Annotated in this window: 9 protein-coding genes; all 9 read right to left on the bottom strand. The window is 73.8% G+C overall.

Translation table 11 applies throughout. The features are described 5' to 3' along the window. Nucleotides 1-51 precede the first annotated feature (51 nt). The 9 genes from V5D56_RS09125 to V5D56_RS09085 all read right to left on the bottom strand — a co-directional run bounded on the left by V5D56_RS09125 (nt 52) and on the right by V5D56_RS09085 (nt 17652). Nucleotides 52-753 (bottom strand): hypothetical protein, encoded by a 702-nt coding sequence (locus V5D56_RS09125; protein ID WP_435738721.1) that lies wholly within the window; start codon nt 751-753, stop codon nt 52-54. After that, nucleotides 750-2522 (bottom strand): protein kinase domain-containing protein, encoded by a 1773-nt coding sequence (locus V5D56_RS09120; RefSeq protein ID WP_435738720.1) that lies wholly within the window; start codon nt 2520-2522, stop codon nt 750-752. The genes V5D56_RS09125 and V5D56_RS09120 overlap by 4 nt, the downstream gene beginning before the upstream one ends. After that, nucleotides 2519-4207, bottom strand: coding sequence for an FHA domain-containing protein (locus V5D56_RS09115; RefSeq protein ID WP_435738719.1), 1689 nt, complete (start codon nt 4205-4207; stop codon nt 2519-2521). The genes V5D56_RS09120 and V5D56_RS09115 overlap by 4 nt, the downstream gene beginning before the upstream one ends. 11 nt (nt 4208-4218) lie before the next feature. Further along, on the bottom strand, nt 4219-5073 hold the full coding sequence (locus tag V5D56_RS09110) for a PP2C family protein-serine/threonine phosphatase (RefSeq protein WP_435738718.1): 855 nt from the start codon (nt 5071-5073) through the stop codon (nt 4219-4221). Beyond that, nucleotides 5070-6752 carry an RDD family protein gene (locus V5D56_RS09105; RefSeq protein ID WP_435738717.1) on the bottom strand — a complete coding sequence of 561 codons (1683 nt, stop codon included), beginning with the start codon at nt 6750-6752 and terminating at the stop codon, nt 5070-5072. Before V5D56_RS09105 ends, V5D56_RS09110 begins: the two co-directional genes overlap by 4 nt. Next, complete coding sequence (locus tag V5D56_RS09100; protein WP_435738716.1) at nt 6752-9262, bottom strand: transglutaminaseTgpA domain-containing protein; 2511 nt, start codon at nt 9260-9262, stop codon at nt 6752-6754. The genes V5D56_RS09105 and V5D56_RS09100 overlap by 1 nt, the downstream gene beginning before the upstream one ends. Continuing rightward, nucleotides 9262-10554 carry a DUF58 domain-containing protein gene (locus V5D56_RS09095; RefSeq protein WP_435738715.1) on the bottom strand — a complete coding sequence of 431 codons (1293 nt, stop codon included), beginning with the start codon at nt 10552-10554 and terminating at the stop codon, nt 9262-9264. The genes V5D56_RS09100 and V5D56_RS09095 overlap by 1 nt, the downstream gene beginning before the upstream one ends. Before the next feature lie 79 nt (nt 10555-10633). Then, entirely contained in the window at nt 10634-11608 is a 975-nt protein-coding gene (locus V5D56_RS09090) for an AAA family ATPase (protein ID WP_435738714.1), read from the bottom strand. 62 nt (nt 11609-11670) lie between these two features. Beyond that, complete coding sequence (locus tag V5D56_RS09085) at nt 11671-17652, bottom strand: Ig-like domain-containing protein (RefSeq protein ID WP_435738713.1); 5982 nt, start codon at nt 17650-17652, stop codon at nt 11671-11673. Nucleotides 17653-17859 lie beyond the last annotated feature (207 nt).

Below are 17859 nucleotides of genomic sequence, written 5' to 3'. Positions count from 1 at the left end.
TCCTCGGGGGTGGTCCTGGGTCGTGGCCGCGCCGTGGCCGGCGCGAGCGGCTCAGCCGTCGTCGGCCGCGTCGAGCAGGGGCAGGTCGGCGGACGTCACGAGGCGCGACGCGACCGCGTACTCGACGAGCCGCGCCCGCCGGTTCGTCGCGAGCGCCCCCGGGCCGCCGCGCAGCCCCTTGACGCCGATCCGGTCGAGCTTGTCGCACACGTTGTCGAGCTTGCGGTTGAACCGCGTCGTCGCCCAGCCGAGCCGCGCGGCCGCAGCCGCCGACGACGGGATCTCGGACAGCCCCGTGCCGTCGCGGCGGAGCATCGGCTCGGCGAGCGCGACGATGAGCTGCTTCTGGCTCGTCGTGAACGTGATCATGCCGATGGTCGTCGCCCCGGAGTCCGGGTCCTCCGACCTGATCTCCTGGTACGGCGCACCGTGCAGCTGCGCGAGGATCTCGTACGTCGTCGGTCCGGCGGTGAACACGATCGAGGTCGTCGGGAAGACGATCGGGAGCCGGTTCCCCGGCGAGAGCCAGGACTGCACGCCGCCGCCCGCGTCGCACACCGTCGCGGAGATGAGCGACCCCACGTTGGCGAGCCACCAGATCCCGCTCTCGAAGGAGACCCGCAGGAAGCGGCGGTGCAGGTACGGGTTGTCCTCGATCGAGAGGTCGCCGTCGCGACCAATCTCGAACACGTCGCCGTCGTCCGCGGACGGGCGGAACCACTCGCCGCAGAACTCGATCGCGAGCTCGCTCATCCCGCGTCCCCCTCGACGCACGCGGTCTGCGGGCTGGCGGAGGGCCGGCCGTCACGCATCACGATGACCTCGATGCACACGCGCTCGTCCGGTGCCGCGCTCAGCTCGACGGTGTCCTGGTCCCAGATCTCCTTGAACTGCGTCTTCTCCACGAGGTCGAGCTTGCGCCACGCGAAGCTGTCGCCCTCCTGGGCGTCCTGGCTGTCGTACGCCCACGTGAACGACGCGACCTGGCGCTCCGGGTCGTACGTCCCCGCGAGGTCGTTGACGGGCGGGACGAGCGCGCCGAGGTTGTCGGACGGCACGGCCGACGTCTCGCTCGTCGGGGTGTCGGCGGTCGGGTCGTCGTCGGCCTCGGGCGTGCCCCCGCCCTGGGTGAGGGCGAAGATGCCGACGCCCGCCAGCACGAGGACTCCCGCACCCACGAGGACGGGGACCAGGGCGCCGCGGCGGGCCTCCTGCTCCGGCGCCTCCGGCGCCGCTCCCTGCCCAGGGCCCACGGTGCGCTGCACCGTGTCCTCGACAGGCGCCGTGCCCCAGGGCGCGTAGGGCGTGGCGGCACCCGGGTGGCGCCGCGACGGGTCCGTGGCCTCGACGACCGGCGCGTACGGACCGGCCGTCGGGTAGGTGCCCGAGGTGCCTGACTGCGTGGGGGCCGGCGACGCGCCGCCCGGGCGGTCGGTCCAGGCCGCGGGTGACACAGGAGCCTGCTGCGGCACGTGGACGCCCGGCGCGGGCCACTGCGGGGCGGGCTGACGCGGCGGGTGGAGCGGGGTGGTTGGCTGCGTGGGGCCCCGCGTGGGGGTCGGCGGCGCCTGACCCCCGGGGTCGATCGACACGACCTGGCGCAGGCGGGTCCCGCCGTCGTCGTCCGGCTCCTCCTCGTGGACGTGGCCCGAGTCGTCCAGGAGGTCGACCGGCGTGACCGCGTAGGAGAGCTCGTTCTGGACCTGCTGGAGGGCCCGGGCGAACGCGAGCATCGTCGGGTAGCGCGACGCGGAGTTCTTCGCCATCGCCGTGTCGAGCACGCGCTCGAGCGACGCAGGGACGTCCGTGCGCCCCGTGCGCGGCAACGGCGAGGTCTCGATCCGGGAGATGAGGTTCGCGCTGGAGTTCGAGCCGCCGGGCACCTCGAACGGTGAGCGACCGGCGAGCAGCGTGTACGTCGTCGCGGCGAGCGCCCACACGTCGGTCGCGATGCCGCTTCGCGGCGGCTCCGCGAACGACTCCGGGGGCGACCACGGGATCGACATGCCCTCGGCGCGGGCGGCGTCGTCGACCGTGGAGGAGATGCCGAAGTCCGTGAGCGCGGGGTGGCCGTACTCGGTGACGAGGATGTTCGCCGGCTTGATGTCGCGGTGGAGGATGCCCGCGCGGTGCGCGGTCTCGACGGCGCCCGCGATCTGCACCGCCGTGCGCAGCGCCTCGGCGACGGACAGCCGCTCGGTGCGGTAGCGGGCACCGAGGTTGGGCCGCGAGCAGTACTCCATCGCGAGGTACGGCCGGCCGTCGTCCGCGACGTCCGCCTCGTACATCGTGACGATCGACGGGTGCGTCGACAGCGTCGCCATGAGGTCGGCCTCGGCGTCGAAGGCGGCTCGCTGCGACGGGCTCGACCACTCCTGGAGCAGCACCTTCACCGCGACGCGGCGGCGCGGCCGCTGCTGCTGGTAGAGGAAGACGTCGGAGAACCCGCCCGAGCCGATGAGCGAGACGTACTCGAAGCCCTGGATCTCCGGCGGTGGGGACGGTGCTCGCTTGGTGCTCACCAGATTCCTTCGAACGTCAGGGTCACGCCGTCCCCGAGGTCGACGACGTCGCCGTCGACGACGAGCACGGGCTCCGACGGGTGCAGACGGCGCGGCGGCTGGCCGGCGCGCAGGAGCGTGGTGCCGTTCGTCGTCGCCATGTCGCTCACGAGCACGTGCCAGCCCTCCAGGGTGACCTCGAGGTGCGAGCGCGAGATGTCCTGCTGCGGGCTCGGCACCGTCACGAGGCGCGGGAGGTCCGCCGCCTGCGTCCGGGGCGTCCTGGGGCGCCGCCCGACGACGACCCCCCGGTCGAGCTCGACCGTCTGGCCCGTGGAGACGAGCAGGCGACCGAGCGGCGGGCGCACCGCGAGCGCGGCGTCACCGTCGAGCGCGCCGCCGCACGCCGCGCACGTGTCGCGCGACGGCGGGTTGGCGTGCCCCTGGGCGCACGTGCGCGCGAGGATCTGCTGCTGGCCGGGGGCGGGCGGCGTCGCGAACGACGGGGTTGCGGGCGGCGGCGGGGGGGCGTCGGTCCCCTGCGCGGCCGCACGCAGGTCGGCGATCGCGGACGACAGCACGGTGTGCCCGTCGTGGTCGAGACCGCCGTCGCCGGGTCCGTCGGGAGAGGCGGCGTCGTCAGGGGTGACGGTCGCGGCACGGTGGGCCGCGGCCGGCGTCGCCCCCGTCCACTCGCGCGGGACGCCGGCGATCAGGCCGTCGGCGTGCGGCGTCTCGTGGGGGCCGGGGACGGGCGGGGCCTCGTCGCCCGGGGGCGGCGGGACCGTCGCTCCGGCCTGCTCGGAGGGGCTCGGCGACGCCGCGGGAGGCTCCCCCTCGTCGTCGGCGTCGTCCTGCGCGCGGACCGCGGCGTCCTCGACGGTGCGCAGCACCGTCGAGCCCCACAGGTGCGAGTAGTCGTCCGCCGCGGGGAACGGGTCCTCCGGCGTCACCGGGGCGTCGTCCTCGGGCTCGGGAGCCGGTCCCGGCAGGTCGAGGAGGCCGAGACTGTCCGGCTCGGGCGCCATCGTCTCCTCGGGCACGGCGACGGTCGCGCCGAGCGCCCCGAGAGGCTCGGACGCTGCCTGCGGCTGCGACGCGGTGGGCGAGGACCCGGTGCGCGGGGCGTCGTGCGCGGTCCCCTCCGTCCCGACGTCCGGGACGGCCCGGACGGAGGCCGACGGCACGGACGCGTCGGGAGCGGAGGGCTCGTCCTCCTCGGCGGGCTCGACGGCACGCGCGGGACGTTCCGCGAGCTGCCACGCCACGGCGTCGGCGAGCACGACCGCGGACGCGAGCGGCCACGTCGCGCGGTCACCGAGCAACGGCTCGCCGGCCGGGGCGTCCGCACGAGCGACGCCCGTGCGCACGAGCAGCTCGACGACGTCGTCCACGACGCGCTCCGACCAGGTCGTGACGTCGTCGCCGTCCACGTGGACGCGGTCGCCGCCCTCGACCTCGAGAGTCACCGCGAGGGCGCCCCGCACGGCGACGTGGACCCGGCGGTCGGCCACCACGGCGACCGCGAACGGCGGGATCGTGCGCAGGCTCGAGCCGAACGCGCCGGTGAGCACCTGGAGGACCTCCACGACCCCCGGCGCGGCACCGAGCTGGTCCCACACCTGGTCGACGAGATCCGTCTCGACCGGCGCGGGGAGCACGACGACGGCGCCGCCCCGCACGAGCGCGCGTGCCTCTCCCGTCACGTAGCGCAGCGTCACGCCATGCCCCCCATCTGGAGTCGAGCCTCTCTCGGCAAGGTGTCCTCGTCGACCGTCGAAACCGTCTCGGGCGCCCGCTCCCGCGGTGCCGTGCTCCCGCCGCTCGTGTCGTCGGACACGCCGGTCGCGTCGACGACGACGACTGTGATGTTATCCCGGCCGCCGGCAACGATGGCCTCGTGCACGAGACGCTCGGCGGCACCCTGCGGGTCCGGGTTCTCGAGGAGCACCTCGGTGATCCGTTCGTCCGACAGCTCGCCCGTCAGCCCGTCGGAACAGACCAGGATCCGGTCGTGCCGGTGGATCGGGACGTACCAGAAGTCGGCCTGGGGCTCCCCGCGGGAGCCCAGGGCGCGGGTCACGACGTGCCGGCGAGGGTGCGTGAGCGCCTCGCTCGGGGTGAGCAGGCCGGCGTCGACCATCTCCTGGACCTCCGAGTGGTCCACGCTCACCTGCTCCAGACGCCCTCCGGACAGGTGGTAGGTGCGCGAGTCGCCGACGTTCACCACGAGCCAGTACGGGTTGCCGTCCTGCTCGGCCACCGCGACGCCCGTCACGGTGGTCCCGGCACCCCGGCCGGGCTCGGTCGTGATCGCCCGGACGTTCTCCTGCGCGACCGCGAGGTGGGTGCGGACGTCGTCGGGCGTCACGACCTCGAGGTCGGCGAGCGGTCGGAGGGCGTCGACGGCGGTCGCGCTCGCCACCTCGCCCGCGTCGTGCCCGCCCATGCCGTCGGCGACCACGAAGACGGAGCGTGAGACGAGGAAGCGGTCCTCGTTGAGGAGCCGACGTGCCCCGCGGTGGGAGGCCGCTCCCCAGGCGAGGTGCACCTCGGTCTCGGGTGCCGTCATGCCGGACCCGGGTGCACGACGAGGCGTCGGTCGCCCACGTGGATCGTCGCGCCGACCGGCACGCGGACGCGAGCGCCCGGCGCCGCGACGCGCGGAGCCGCGCCCGGGACGGACACGACGGTCCCGTTGGTCGAGCCGCGGTCGCTCACCCACAGGCCGTCCGGGTCGACGCCGAGCTCGACGTGCGTCTTCGAGACCGACCGCGTCGGGTCCTCGACGGCGACGAGGATCCAGTCCTCGCCGTCGGCGGGCTGGGGGTTGCGCCCGACGAGCGCGGGGCCGTCGACGACGCGTCGCTCGCCGGACTCGAGCTCGAGCACGACGGTCACGACGGGCGCCGGCTCCACCCGGACGTCACGGGCGCCCATGCGCGTGCTGTCCCACTCCGGGTCCTCGGGCTCCGCGACCGGGGCCGGGGCGCGCGCAGGCGCGACCGGCGCGGGCGCCGCGACGGGCGCGGGCCGTGCGGGTGCCTCGGGCGACCGCGGCGCCTGGCTCGCGCCAGGCTGCCCGGAGGCTGCCGCGCCGGCTCCCGGGACGCCGGTGATCAGGCCTCCACCACCGCCCGCGGGAGAGGGCGCCGACGACGGGAAGGCCCACGGGTCCGGCAGCGGCGCCGAGGGCTGTCCGCCCGACACCGCGCCGGACGGTCCCGACGGCACGGGGCTCGTCACGGGTCCCGTGGGGTGCGACGGGGCGGGGGGCGCGTACCCGGCCGGCGAGGACGCCGACGGGTAGCCGGCCGGTGCGTAGCCGCCGGGTGCCGAGGCCGGCGCGTAGCCGCCGGACGTCGGGGCGGGCGCGTAGCCGGTCGACGATCCGTACCCGCCGTGGGCGGGATGCCCAGCAACGCCCGGGGCCCCGGAGGCAGGCGGGACGAGCGAGGCGACGCCGTCGTACCCGTCGCGCGCGGTGGCGACGCCCCGGGCGTCGACGACCACGGCCTTCGCCACCTTGTCCTGCCAGCCCTGCCGACGCCCGGACGAGTCGAAGGCCGGGCTCAGCACGACGACGAGCTGCCCGACGGCGAACGCGATCGACCCCGCGCCCACGACGAGCCAGCGCAGGAGCGCCCGGCCGAAGCCGACCGGTGCGCGGGTCGCGGCGTCGAGCGTGCGGATCCCGGTCGCGAGGTTGCCCAGGGTCTTGCCCGTGGTGCCCTCCCAGAACCAGACGCCCACCCACCACGCGATCGCGACCACGGCGGCGACGACGTAGACGCCGGCCAGCTTGCCGAGGAGGGCCGACGCCTCCTCCGGGCTCACGGTCTGCACGCCGCCCAGGAGCGGGACCCCGACGATCGCGGTCCCGGCGAGGAGGACGGCGACCACGATCACGCCGATCGCCGCGCCGTCGACCAGGTAGGCGAGGAAGCGGCGGCCGACGCCCGCGTACGGCGCCGTCAGCAGCGTCGGGCCACCGGACGACGGCGCGCCCAGCACGGCCTTCTGCGTCGCCGTGTACACCTCGGGCTCCGTCGTCGTGTCGGGCGTGGCGCCGCCGGAGGCGAACGGCGGCAGGCCGGGCCCGCCCGCCGCGGCCTGGACGCCGCCCCGCGGCCCGGCCACGGCCGAGGCGACCGGACGCCCGGTCCGTGGGAACGGCTGGCCGCACACCGCGCAGAACGCCGAGCCCGACGACTGCGCGGAACCGCAGGCGGCGCACGTCACGTCCGTCATCACTTCTCTCCCTGCTTCGTCGAGGAGCCCTTCGTCGGGTTCCACGACGACGTGGTCGGTGTCGAGCCGCGCCGGAACCACGACGTCAGACGTCGCGTCCCGGCCCGACCGGCGGAACCCGCGGAGCGCAGCGACCGGGTCGACAGCGCGGCGCGGATCCGGGCACGCCGGTTCACGGAGGAGCGTAGCCCTCCGACGACGCCGTCGACGTCCGCCCAGAACGCCTCGATCTCCTGCTCGGTCGGCTCTCCCGCCCCGAACACCGTCGCGTCGGCGCGGTGCGCGAGCGGGATGGTGGTCGTCGCGCCGAAGGTCTGCGCGATGACGCCCGCTCCCTCCCGTCGGGTGGAGCCGGACGGGACCGGAGTCCCGAGGTCGGTCGCCGCGTCGAGCACCTCCCGCCAGCCGCCGCTCACCCGGTCGACCGGGCGCTCCGCCGCGCGCCGCCGTGCCCGACGACGCGCCTTGTAGGCCAGGATCAGGACGATCGGCAGGGCGATGAGCGCGAGCGGGACGGCCACGGCGACACCGATGACCAGGACGGTGCCCCAGTCGAACCCGTCGCTCTCGGCCTTCTCCTTGTCCTCGTCGTCCACCTTGCCGGCCTCGGCCTCGGCGGGCTCCTCCGGGGGCTCCGGGTCCTCGAGCACGGGCGGCTTCGGGACCTGCAGGCTCTTCGGCTCGGGCTGGATCTTGTTGTCCTCGTCCGGGATCGCCGTGATCGGCACCCAGCCGTAGCCGACGAACGGCACCTCGGCCCAGGCGTGGACGTCGGCCCCCGTCGCGGTGAACGGCTCCCCCGGCTCGAGCGGGTCCTTCTCGTCGGGGTAGAAGCCCATGACGACGCGCGCCGGGATCCCCGCCTGGTTCGCCATGAGGGCGAGCGCGACGGCGAACTGCTCGTCGTCGCCGACCATCTCGTCGTCCGCGAGCAGCGTGTCGATGCGCTCTGCCGAGTGGCCGGGCCGCGAGGGCGGCTGGTTGTCCAGGCCGCTCGAGAAGATGCCGCTCGCGACGAGCCCGTCGCGCAGCGCGAAGAGCTGCTCGACCGGGTCCGTCTCCTCACCCATGAACTGCGCGCCCTTGCCCGCGAGCGAGGCGGGCAGCAGGCCCTTGGGCGTCGTCGGGACCGGGACCTGGTCGATCGCCCCGGCGCGCAGGTCCTCCTCGGTGGGCTCCGGCATCACCCGCGTCGTGACGGTGTAGGTGTCCCCCGGCTGCAGGCCGGCGGTCGTCAGCGCCGTCCCCGTCGTCGAGTTGTAGTAGGTGCCCTCCGCGAGCTCGCGCGCGCGGTCGCCGGTGTACGAGATCCCGGCGAGCGTGCCCGTCTCCGGGACCCACACGCCCGCGTAGTCGCCGACGACGACGTCGAGCGTCGCCTCCGTGCCCGGTGCGACGGTCGCGATCTCCTCGCCGGCCCGCGTGTACACGCCCGACCCCGGCAGCCCGCTCGACGCGTCGTAGACGACGCCGTTGTAGGCGTCGAGGGTCGCGAGCCGGACCTTCGTGCCCGCGGGGAGACCGCGGACCGTGAAGAGCTCGTCCTCCTTCATGTCCTTGGCGTACTTGCGGAACGCCGTGAGAGGACTGACGTACTCGTGGAGGTCGAGCGGGGGCACGACCGTCTCGCGCAGCACGGTCCGCGGCGCCTCGGGCAGCAGTGCCGGACCGCCGAACGCGGCGGCCACGCCGCCGACGGCGAGCATCGCCGCGCCGGCCCGCACGCGGTGCCACCACAGGCGGCGCGTGGCGGCCCTGCTCGCCTCCGTCGTGACCTGGTGCACCCCGAGCCGTGCGGCCGTGACGCGCCAGCTCGCCCACAGCAGACCGACGATCCCCACCACGAGACCCTGCGCCACCGGGTAGGCAGCGATGACCGTCCCGAGGAGGATCACGCCGACGAACGTCACGACCAGCGGGACGAGCGCCCAGGCGGCGTGCTTCGCGCGCCACGCGATCGAGCCGGCGACGAGCGCCGTGACCATCATCAGCAGGTACGGCACCACCGCGAGCTCCGGGAAGGAGTGCAGCGGCGGGACCGTCGTCACGAACTCCTTCCAGCCCGTGACGGCGCCGAGGAGCAGGTTCCGGACCGTGTCGAGCGACGGCAGCACGCCGCCGATCGCGTCGGCAGGCAGCGCGAGCACGCCGCCGAGCAGGACGTACGCCAGGACCGCGGCCGCGAGGACGGTCACGGCGGGCCAGCGCCGCCAGGCCCCGAGCCACGCCACGCCGAGGCCGACGACGGCGCCCCCGACCGCGGGCAGGAGGTAGCCGGTGGAGCCCCAGACGGGGGCGAACCCGACGACCGTCGCGCCGAGCACGACGACGAGGGCGACCGCGTCGATCACGCCGAGCGCCGTGAGGGCGCGAGGCCGCCCCTCGCGGAGGCGGGTCGTCCCTCGACGCGACGTGCCGGACGACGTGCCGGCGGAGGCGCCGGACGGGGCGCCGGGCTGCCCCGACGGGGCGCGGCGCGAGCCGCGGGTGGTGGTACCGGTGGCACTCATCAGTCGTTCAGCCTCCGCAGGGCGAGCGGGAGCTCGCCGAGCTCCCCGATCGTCAGGACCACGAGCTCGGCGATCGCGTGCCGGCTCAGCGACGCGCCCGGGACGCACTGGATCGCCATGACCCGCACGTCCTGGGGCAGCCGTGCCGACGCCGCGCGGAGCTCGGTCGGCGTCACGCGCGACCCGACGATGAACGCCACGACCGACGCGTCGGTGATCGTCAGGCCCGCGACGCGAGCGACGTCGACGAGCGACGCTCGCTGCGACCGTGTCTCGACGCGCGCGAGGTCGTCGAGCAGCCGTGTCCGGTGGTCGCCGCGCAGGTTGCCGTCGTTGACGAGGACGGTGACCCCGCGGTCCTCCTTGATGGCCTGGAGCCCGAGCGAGCCGCACGCGCTCACGGCGAGCTCGAACTCGTCGTCGCTCGCGTAGTCCTCGGCCCGCGTGGACAGCAGCACCGCGAGGTGCGAGCGCCGCGTCTCCTCGAACTGGCGCACCATGAGCTGCCCCGTGCGCGCCGTCGTCTTCCAGTGGATGTGGCGCCGGTCGTCCCCGGGGACGTAGTCCCGCAGCGCGTGGAACGAGACGTCGGAGTTCGAGATGTCCGTCGTGACACGGCCCTCGAGGTCCTTGAGGAAGCCCGTCGACGACCCGGAGAGGTTCTTCACGCGCGGGTGGACGAACAGCTCCTCCGGCTCCGTCCACACGACCTCCCGGCGCAGGAGCGCCAGCGGGTCGGCCCGGACGGAGCGGACCGGACCGACGGAGATCACGGACCGCCGGTGGGTCGGCACCGTGAAGATCTCCTCGTGGTTGGCCCCCGGGCGCAGGCGCGGGACGGGGAACGTCGCCATGCCCTGCCCGACGGGCAGCTCCATGACCGACGGCAGCAGCGGGCGCGACGAGTCGTTCTTCACGTCGAGCCGGCCCACCGCCCGGTCGCCGACGGTCACCCGGCGCTGCGCCAGGTCGAGCACGACGGCGTAGCGGAAGCGTCCGAGCACGAAGACGACCGCCGCGAGCAGCGCGACCGTGAGGAGGATGGCCACGACGACCAGCTCGAGCCACGAGTAGCGCAGGCCGGCCCACCAGGCGGCGACCGCGGCCACGACCGTGGCCCAGCCGAGCGGGCTCACCGCGGACGTCACCGGCTCGAGAGGTGCGAGCGCCCGGCCGACCCCGGACAGGGCACGGGCCACCGCGTCCCGGAGGGGACGCAGGAGCCCGGCGAGCGCGGTCGACGGCGGGGTGCCGGCGGTGGCGCCGCGGGATCGGGGTCGTGAGGCGTTCATCGTCCTGCTCTCGGAACGGGTCCTGCGAGATGGGTGGTGTCGGGCGGTCCGCGCCGTCGGGGAGGGCGGCGCGGGAGGGTCAGGCGCTGCGGCGCTCCTGCGGCGCGGCCACGTCGGCGAGGAGACGGCCGAGCACCGCCTCGGCGGTCGCGCCCGCGAACTCGGCCTCGGGGTCGAGGACGAAGCGGTGCGCCCAGACGGGCTGCGCGAGCTCCTTGACGTCGTCGGGCAGCACGTAGTTGCGGCCGTGCGCCGCCGCCCAGACCTTGGTGGCACGCACCAGTGCGAGCGCACCACGGACGGAGACGCCGACACGGCTCTCCGGGGCGTTGCGCGTCTCCTCGGCGAGCCGGGAGATGTACTCGAGCACCGCGCCGTCGACGTGCACGCGTGCGCCGAGCTCGGCCATCTCGGTGACCGCCTGCGTGGTGATGAGCGGCTGCAGCGTCTTGCTGCGGTCGCGCACCGACGCGCCCGAGAGGATCTCGACCGTGGACGCGTGGTCGGGGTAGCCGATCGACGTCTTCATGAGGAACCGGTCGAGCTGTGCCTCGGGGAGGCGGTAGGTGCCGGCCTGCTCGATGGGGTTCTGCGTCGCGATGACCATGAACGGACGGCCGACCTCGTGCCCGACGCCGTCGACCGTGACCCGCCCCTCCTCCATGACCTCGAGGAGCGCGGACTGGGTCTTGGGCGACGCACGGTTGATCTCGTCCGCGAGGACGATCGACGCGAAGATGGGGCCCGGGTGGAAGTCGAACTTGCCCGTCTTCTGGTCGTAGATCGTCACACCCGTGACGTCGGAGGGCAGCAGGTCGGGCGTGAACTGGATGCGCTGCTGCGTGCCCTGGACGCTGGCGGCGATCGCGCGCGCGAGCGACGTCTTGCCGGTGCCCGGGGCGTCCTCGAGGAGGACGTGGCCCTCGGACAGCATGCACGTCAGCACGAGGCGCACGACGTGCGGCTTGCCGAGCACGGCCTGCCCGACGTTGCCGACGAGACGGTCGAAGGTCTGAGCGAACCAGGCGGCCTGCTCGGGGGTCATCGTGGTCATGTCACTGCTCTCTCGTGATGCTGTCGTGCGCTCGTCGCGCCGTGGGTCGTGAGGATGGGGGGTCACCAGGGGACGGGGGTCACCCAGCTCTGCTGGCCTGCGCCCTCCATGCGGACGCGGACCTGGTTGCCGGCATAGCCGTACCAGCAGCCGAGGTCGCTCGTGGTCCCGCTGCCCTCGAGCGTGAAGGGCTCACGGAAGCCGCCACCGACGAGCGTCCAGGACCCGCCCTCGAAGTCCTCGCAGACGAAGACGTAGTTGCCCCGGGGCAGGTCGGTGTACTTCACGCGGAAGTAGTTCATGCCGCTCCCAGCGCTCGAGCCGTGGACCACCCGGAGGTCCGGGTTGGGCGGCGGCGGGCACGCATCCGTCTTGCCGGTGTCGCCGGACCATGAGCTCCAGCCAGCGCTGTTGTGGGCGCGCGCCTGGAGCGTGTAGGTCTTCCCGCACGCGCTCGGCACGCCGACGTTCGACGTCCCGTTGCCCGAGTTGTTCGCATCCCCCGAGAGCTGCCACTGGACCTGGTCGATGGCGTCGCCGCCGTTGCCGTTCTTCGCGATGGTGAAGTGGCCGTCGTTGCCGTTGCGCACCCAGCGGACCGTCGGGGCGTCCGGGATGGTGTACGGCTTCACGGAGCCGGACGGCGCGGTCCAGGCCGAGCACCCGGCCGCGTTGCACGCGCGGACGTCGAACGCGTAGGTCGTGCCGTTCGACAGCCCGGTGAACGTGTACGTGGTGTCCGTCGTCTTGCGCGTGGTGGAGCTGTTCGCGCGCACGTCGTACGTCACGGCGTTGCCGTTCGCGTCGGCGGCCCCGAACGACACCCGCGCCTTGCCGCTCGTGTCACCGGAGATCAGGGACGCCGACGGCCGGCCGGGGGTGCCCGGCTTGCCGTACGGGATGACGTCGTTCGACCGACCGCTGGCACCGCTCTTCCCGGCCTTGTTCTCCGCGACGACGGTGTACGAGTAGCTGGACTCGTTGTCGCGACCGGTGTCCGTGTACGAGGTCTTGCCCGAGACGGCGATGGGCGAGCCGTCGGGAGAGCCGTTGCGGTGGCGCTGGAGGTGGTAGGTCTTCACCGCGTCGCCGTTCTCGAACGGCGCGGACCACGTGACCGCGACGACGCCTCCGTTGACCGCGCTCTCCGTGCGCGCGGCATGAGGCGCGGCGGGCGTGTCGGGGACCCCCGCGGGGATCATCGCCGTGGAGAGGTCGCCCCACTCTGAAGGCTCGGGGGCGTCGTTCACGGCCTGGACCTGGACCTGGTACGAGGTGCCGTTCTTCAGCCCGGTCCACTCGTAGGTGGTGCCCGCGACGCACGTCTTGTCGGTGCCGCCGCCCGCGGTGATGCGCAGGTTGACGCACTTGATGGCGGACCGGTCGGTGTAGGTCGCGTTCTCCCACGTGACGGTGAGGGACTCGTCGCCGAACTCGAGGGTCGGGGCGGCGGGCGGGTCGGGCTTCTCGTCGGGGCGCGCGACGGCCGAGGGCGGGGACGCGGGGCCGTCGTCGACGGCGTTGGTCGCGAACACGGTGAACGTGTACTCGACGTCGTTGGTCAGCCCGTCCAGGGTGCAGGTCGTGGTCCCGCACTGCTTCTCGTAGCCGTTCTGGGAGCGCACGGTGTACCCGGTGATCTCGGCGCCGTTGTTGTTCGGCGGGTCCCAGGACAGCACGACGGTCTTCGACCGGACCTCCTCGACCTGCGGCGTCGGCGGGGCCTCGGGCTTGCCGAGCACGGTGATCTGGATGCGGCCCTCGACCTCGCGGTCGGGGTCCTTCGTCGCGTCCTGCACCCGGTAGCGCACCACCATGACCCCCACGAAGTCGGGCTGAGGGGTCACGGTGACGTCGGAGCCGGCGAACGACACGGACTGGCTCGCTCCCGTCTCGACGATCGCGTCGAGGATCGTGAGCGGGGTGTCGGGGAACGGGTTGGAGTCGTTGGCCAGGACGTCGACCGTGGTCGGCTTGCCCTGGTGGGCGTCGTCCACCGTGTCGTCGTTCGCGCGCACCAACGGCTTGGTGGACGCCACCACGGTCAGCGCCGCGGAGCCGTCGACCGGCGGGTGGTTGGTGTCCGTCACGGTGAGCGGGACCTCGACGACCGTGCCCTTGGGGGTGTCCGGTGCGGCCTGGGCGTGCAGGGTCGCGCCCTCGAGCGTGAGCGTGATGCCGGGCGCCTGACCGGTCACCTGGAAGGTCAGCGGGTCGCCGTCGGCGTCGGTGGCGAACCGGGCGAGATCGACCGACGCCTCCTCCCCCGCCGCGACGTCGAGCGTCGGCGTGCCGATCATCTCCGGGGCCAAGTTCTCGGGCGGCAGCACGGTGATCGGGAGGGTGAGCAGCGCGGTGTTGCCCTCGGGGTCGTCCGGCCCGGAGCCGTCGGTCACCTCGAACGTCACCGCGGCCGGACCGACGTACCCCTCGTTCGGCGTGTAGGTGATCTGGGTGGCGGACGGCACCGCGCGCGACCCCTCGAGCGCGGTCACGGTGTCCTCGGTGGTCAGCCGCGGGGTGCGGCCCTCGACCACGAGGACGTAGTCGGTGATGTCGATCTCCAGCGATTCACCGGAGGTGACCTCCAGCGGGGTGATGCCCGGGCGCAGCGTCGGGACCTGGTCCAGCATGCCCGGGACCTTGACGAACGCCCTGGCGCTGAGCCCGTCGGTGTCGGTCACCGTGTAGGTGACGATCTGCCGCCTCTCGGTCAGGACGACCTCGAGCCCGCCGTCCTCCGTCACCGTCACGCCGGTGGCGTCGGTGGAGACCTCCAGCTCGGTCGCGACCCCGTCCGGGTCGTCGTCGTTGTCCAGCACCGGGACCGGGACGCTCGTCCGGCCGAGGATGCTCTCGACGGGCACGGCGTCGTCGCGTGCGACCGGGGGCAGCAGGGGCGCGTCCGCGGCCACGTTCACGGTGATCGCTCCCGTGGCGCGCGCGCCGTACGTGTCCTGGATGCCGTAGTAGAACGTGTACGCGCCCTCGTCGGCCGGGGACGTGATGACGACACGGTCGCCCACGACCTCGGGCTCCATGCCCTCGGAGTCCTCCAGCTCGGACGGCACCAGGCCGACCTGGTCCCCGTCGGGGTCGGTGTCGTTGACCAGTGCGGCGACGGCCACCGGGCGGCCCGGACGGACCGTGATCTCGTCGTCGACCGCGACAGGAGGCTGGTTGGTCTCGGCCGGGCGCGAGATGCCGACCCGCACGGTCCCGGTCGCCGTCGCGCCGCGCGCGTCGAGCACCGAGTACGTGAACGTGTCCAGCCCCGTCGAGCTCTTCGACGCGCGGTACTCCAGGCTCCCGTCGACCACGCTCGCCGTGCCCTTGCCCGCGGGAGAGGCGACCCCGGTCAGCTGCACCGAGTCGCCGTCGGGGTCCACGCCGTCGAGGGGGACGGCCACCCGGACCGACGAACCTGCCAGGACGCGAGCCTCCACGTCGCGCGGCACGGGGGCGGCGTTGTCCTCGCCGTCGCGGATGCGGATCGTGACCTGGGCGGAGTCCTCCTGCCCGTTCGCGTCGCGCACGCGGTAGATCGCGTAGGCCGTGCCGGCCGCCGATCCGGCCTTGAACCGCAGGGTGTCCTCGGAGACGAACGCCTCGCCCAGCGTCGGGTCGACGTCCTGCTCCAGCTCCGGCTGCAGGAACAGCTCGAGACCGTCCGGGTGCGTGTCGTTCTTCAGCACGGGGATCGTCACGACGTCCCCGGCGTGCACGGTCACCTCGTCGGCCGCCGCCCGCGGGGGCCGCAGCTCCGACGGAGCCGGCACAGGAACCACCCGCACCTGCCCGGTCGACGTCTGCGCCCCGTTCGACACGGTGTACTCGACCGTCACGGGGCCGTCCAACGCCCGCAGCTCGGTGATCCGCAGCATCTGGTGGGCCAGCACCGCGACCGACACGCCCGCGTCGTCGGGCACCGTCACCGACTGCACGACGAGCACCCCGCCCGCCGGGTCGGTGTCGTTCGCGAGCACGTCGACGAGCGTCTTCCCGCCGGTGGGGAGCAGCGCCGTGTCGGCCACCACGACCGGGGCACCGCCGCCCTCGGGGGGCATCACCACGTCGACCCGGACCAGCCCCGCCGTGACGTTCGGCCCGTCCGTCACCTCGTACGTCAGGTCGTAGGACCGCGGCTCGTTCGACAGGAAGGTGAACGTCCCCGCGTCGTAGTTCGCCGTGATCTCGGCGGGCGCGGACTCCGACACCGTCGCGAGCCGCAGCGCGTCCGAGTTCGGGTCGGTGTCGTTGCGCAGCGGCTCGACCGTCACCGGCTGACCGGCGAGCACGACGACGTGGTCGCTCACCGCGACCGGAGGCCCGTCACCCGCGATCACGTCGACGAGCAGCTTGCCCTCCGCGATGCCGCCCTGACCGTCAGCGACCGCGAGCGTCACGACCTTGCGACCGGTCGACCCGCCGCCGTCGCGGAACTCCACCGACCCGTCCGGCCTGAAGCGGACGTCGTCGCCCGCCACCGTCGCCTCCGCCGACGCGAGGTACAGGTCGTCGCCGTCGGGGTCCTTGAAGAACGGCAGCACCTTGATCGTGGCCGCACCACCCTGCCCGACCTTGAGCACCGGGTCACCGGTCTGCTGCGGCGGCTCGTTCTCCGTCATCGGCGAGACCTTCAAGGACACCGCCGCCTCCGCGACACCACCCCGACCGTCGGACACGGCATACCGGAAGTCGAACGTCCCGGCGGCGTCGGGCGGCACCACGACCTGCAGCGCCGCACCGCCCAGCACCTGCTGGACCTCGACGCCCTCGGGCCCCTCACCCGTCACCGTCGCCGTCATGACGTCACCGTCCGGGTCGACGTCGTTCGCGAGGACCGGCAGGATGGTCGAGCGCCCCGGGCGCGCCCCGAGCACGTCGTCCTTCGGCTGCGGCGGCTTGTTCGGCTGCGACCGGTCCGCGATGAACTGGTCCACCTGCTCCGGGTTGGTCAGCTCGGCGTCGGACTCCTCGCCCTCGGCCTCCTCCGGGATGACGACGTCCCAGTCGTCGACCTTCTCGTACTCGTCGGCGGCCATCCACAGCGTCCCGGCCGCCAGGTCGTTGAGCACGATCACGTGCCGGTTCACCCGGTACTCCAGGCGCGCCTGCGGGTCCACGCCCTCCAGCCGCATGTCCAGGTCGCGATCCGTCCCGGCGCAGTCGCGGACCACCTGCGCCGTCGTCGACCACGCCGCGTACGTGCACCCGTCGAGCTGCGCGGGCGCGTTCGCGACACCCTCCGCACGACGCACCTGCGCGTCCCCGCCGCCGAGGGGCTGCGTCACCAGACCGGTCGCCGTCGCCACCACGACGTTCTCCGACGCCTTCGACGCCTGCTGCAGCACAGCGCCGTCCGCGCCGTCGAGCGTGACCGTCTTCCCGCCGGGCAGGACCAGCTGACCGCCCGAGCGGTCCAGCACGACCGGCTCGTCGCCCACCGTCGTCACCGCGACCTCGGCGCTCGCCGCGACGGGCAGCGACGACGTCGTCGGCTCGCCCTCGGGGACACCCCCGACCGTCCGGACCGTGACCAGCTCGCCGCTCGCCGGATCCGCCACGTAGACCGTGCCGTCACGCGAGACCGCCAGCGCGCCGTCACCGTCCAGGTCGGCGACCGGCTCCGTCTCCCCCGGGTCGAACGACGTCGCACCGCCGAAGGGCAGCACCCACAGCAGGCCTTCCTCACCGTCGAGGATCGCCGTCGTGCCGCCACCCGACGCCACGTCTGCGCCCGCCGGGAGCCGGATCTGCCCGTCGAGCGTCAGGTGCGCCACGTCGATCGGCGCCGCGGCCGACGCGCCGTCGTCGTCGAGCAGCACCTGCTCCGCGTCCTGCTGCACGTCGAACGACGCCGAGCCCGCCACCAACGACCCGTCCATGGCCTGGGACTCGTAGTTGAAGCGTCCGAGCAGCCCGGCCGACGTCTTCGTCACCCACACGCCCGAGTCGTTGAGCTCCACGTCGGCCGTGGCCTCGCCCTCGTAGAACCACGCGAGCCCGACCAGCGCCGTCGAGAACACCGACACCGTCGTCACCGACGCCACGGTTCGTCGATTGTGGTTCAGGCGCGCCAGAAAGCCCACTGGTCCTCCGAGATCGGGTCGGTGGCGACCGGTTTCCGTCGTGTCCCCCGCCGCTCCGTGTCGCCGGGCCCCGCACCGATCGCGCACACGAGGATAGCGTCCTCCTGTGTCGGTTTCGTCACTGCTTCATGGGGAGATGTCCCCCGTCCGGTGATCGGG

Origin of the sequence: Cellulosimicrobium sp. PMB13 (assembly GCF_051294865.1) — a bacterium.
GTDB lineage: Bacteria > Actinomycetota > Actinomycetes > Actinomycetales > Cellulomonadaceae > Cellulosimicrobium.
This window is presented reverse-complemented; position numbering and strand designations above follow the sequence as displayed.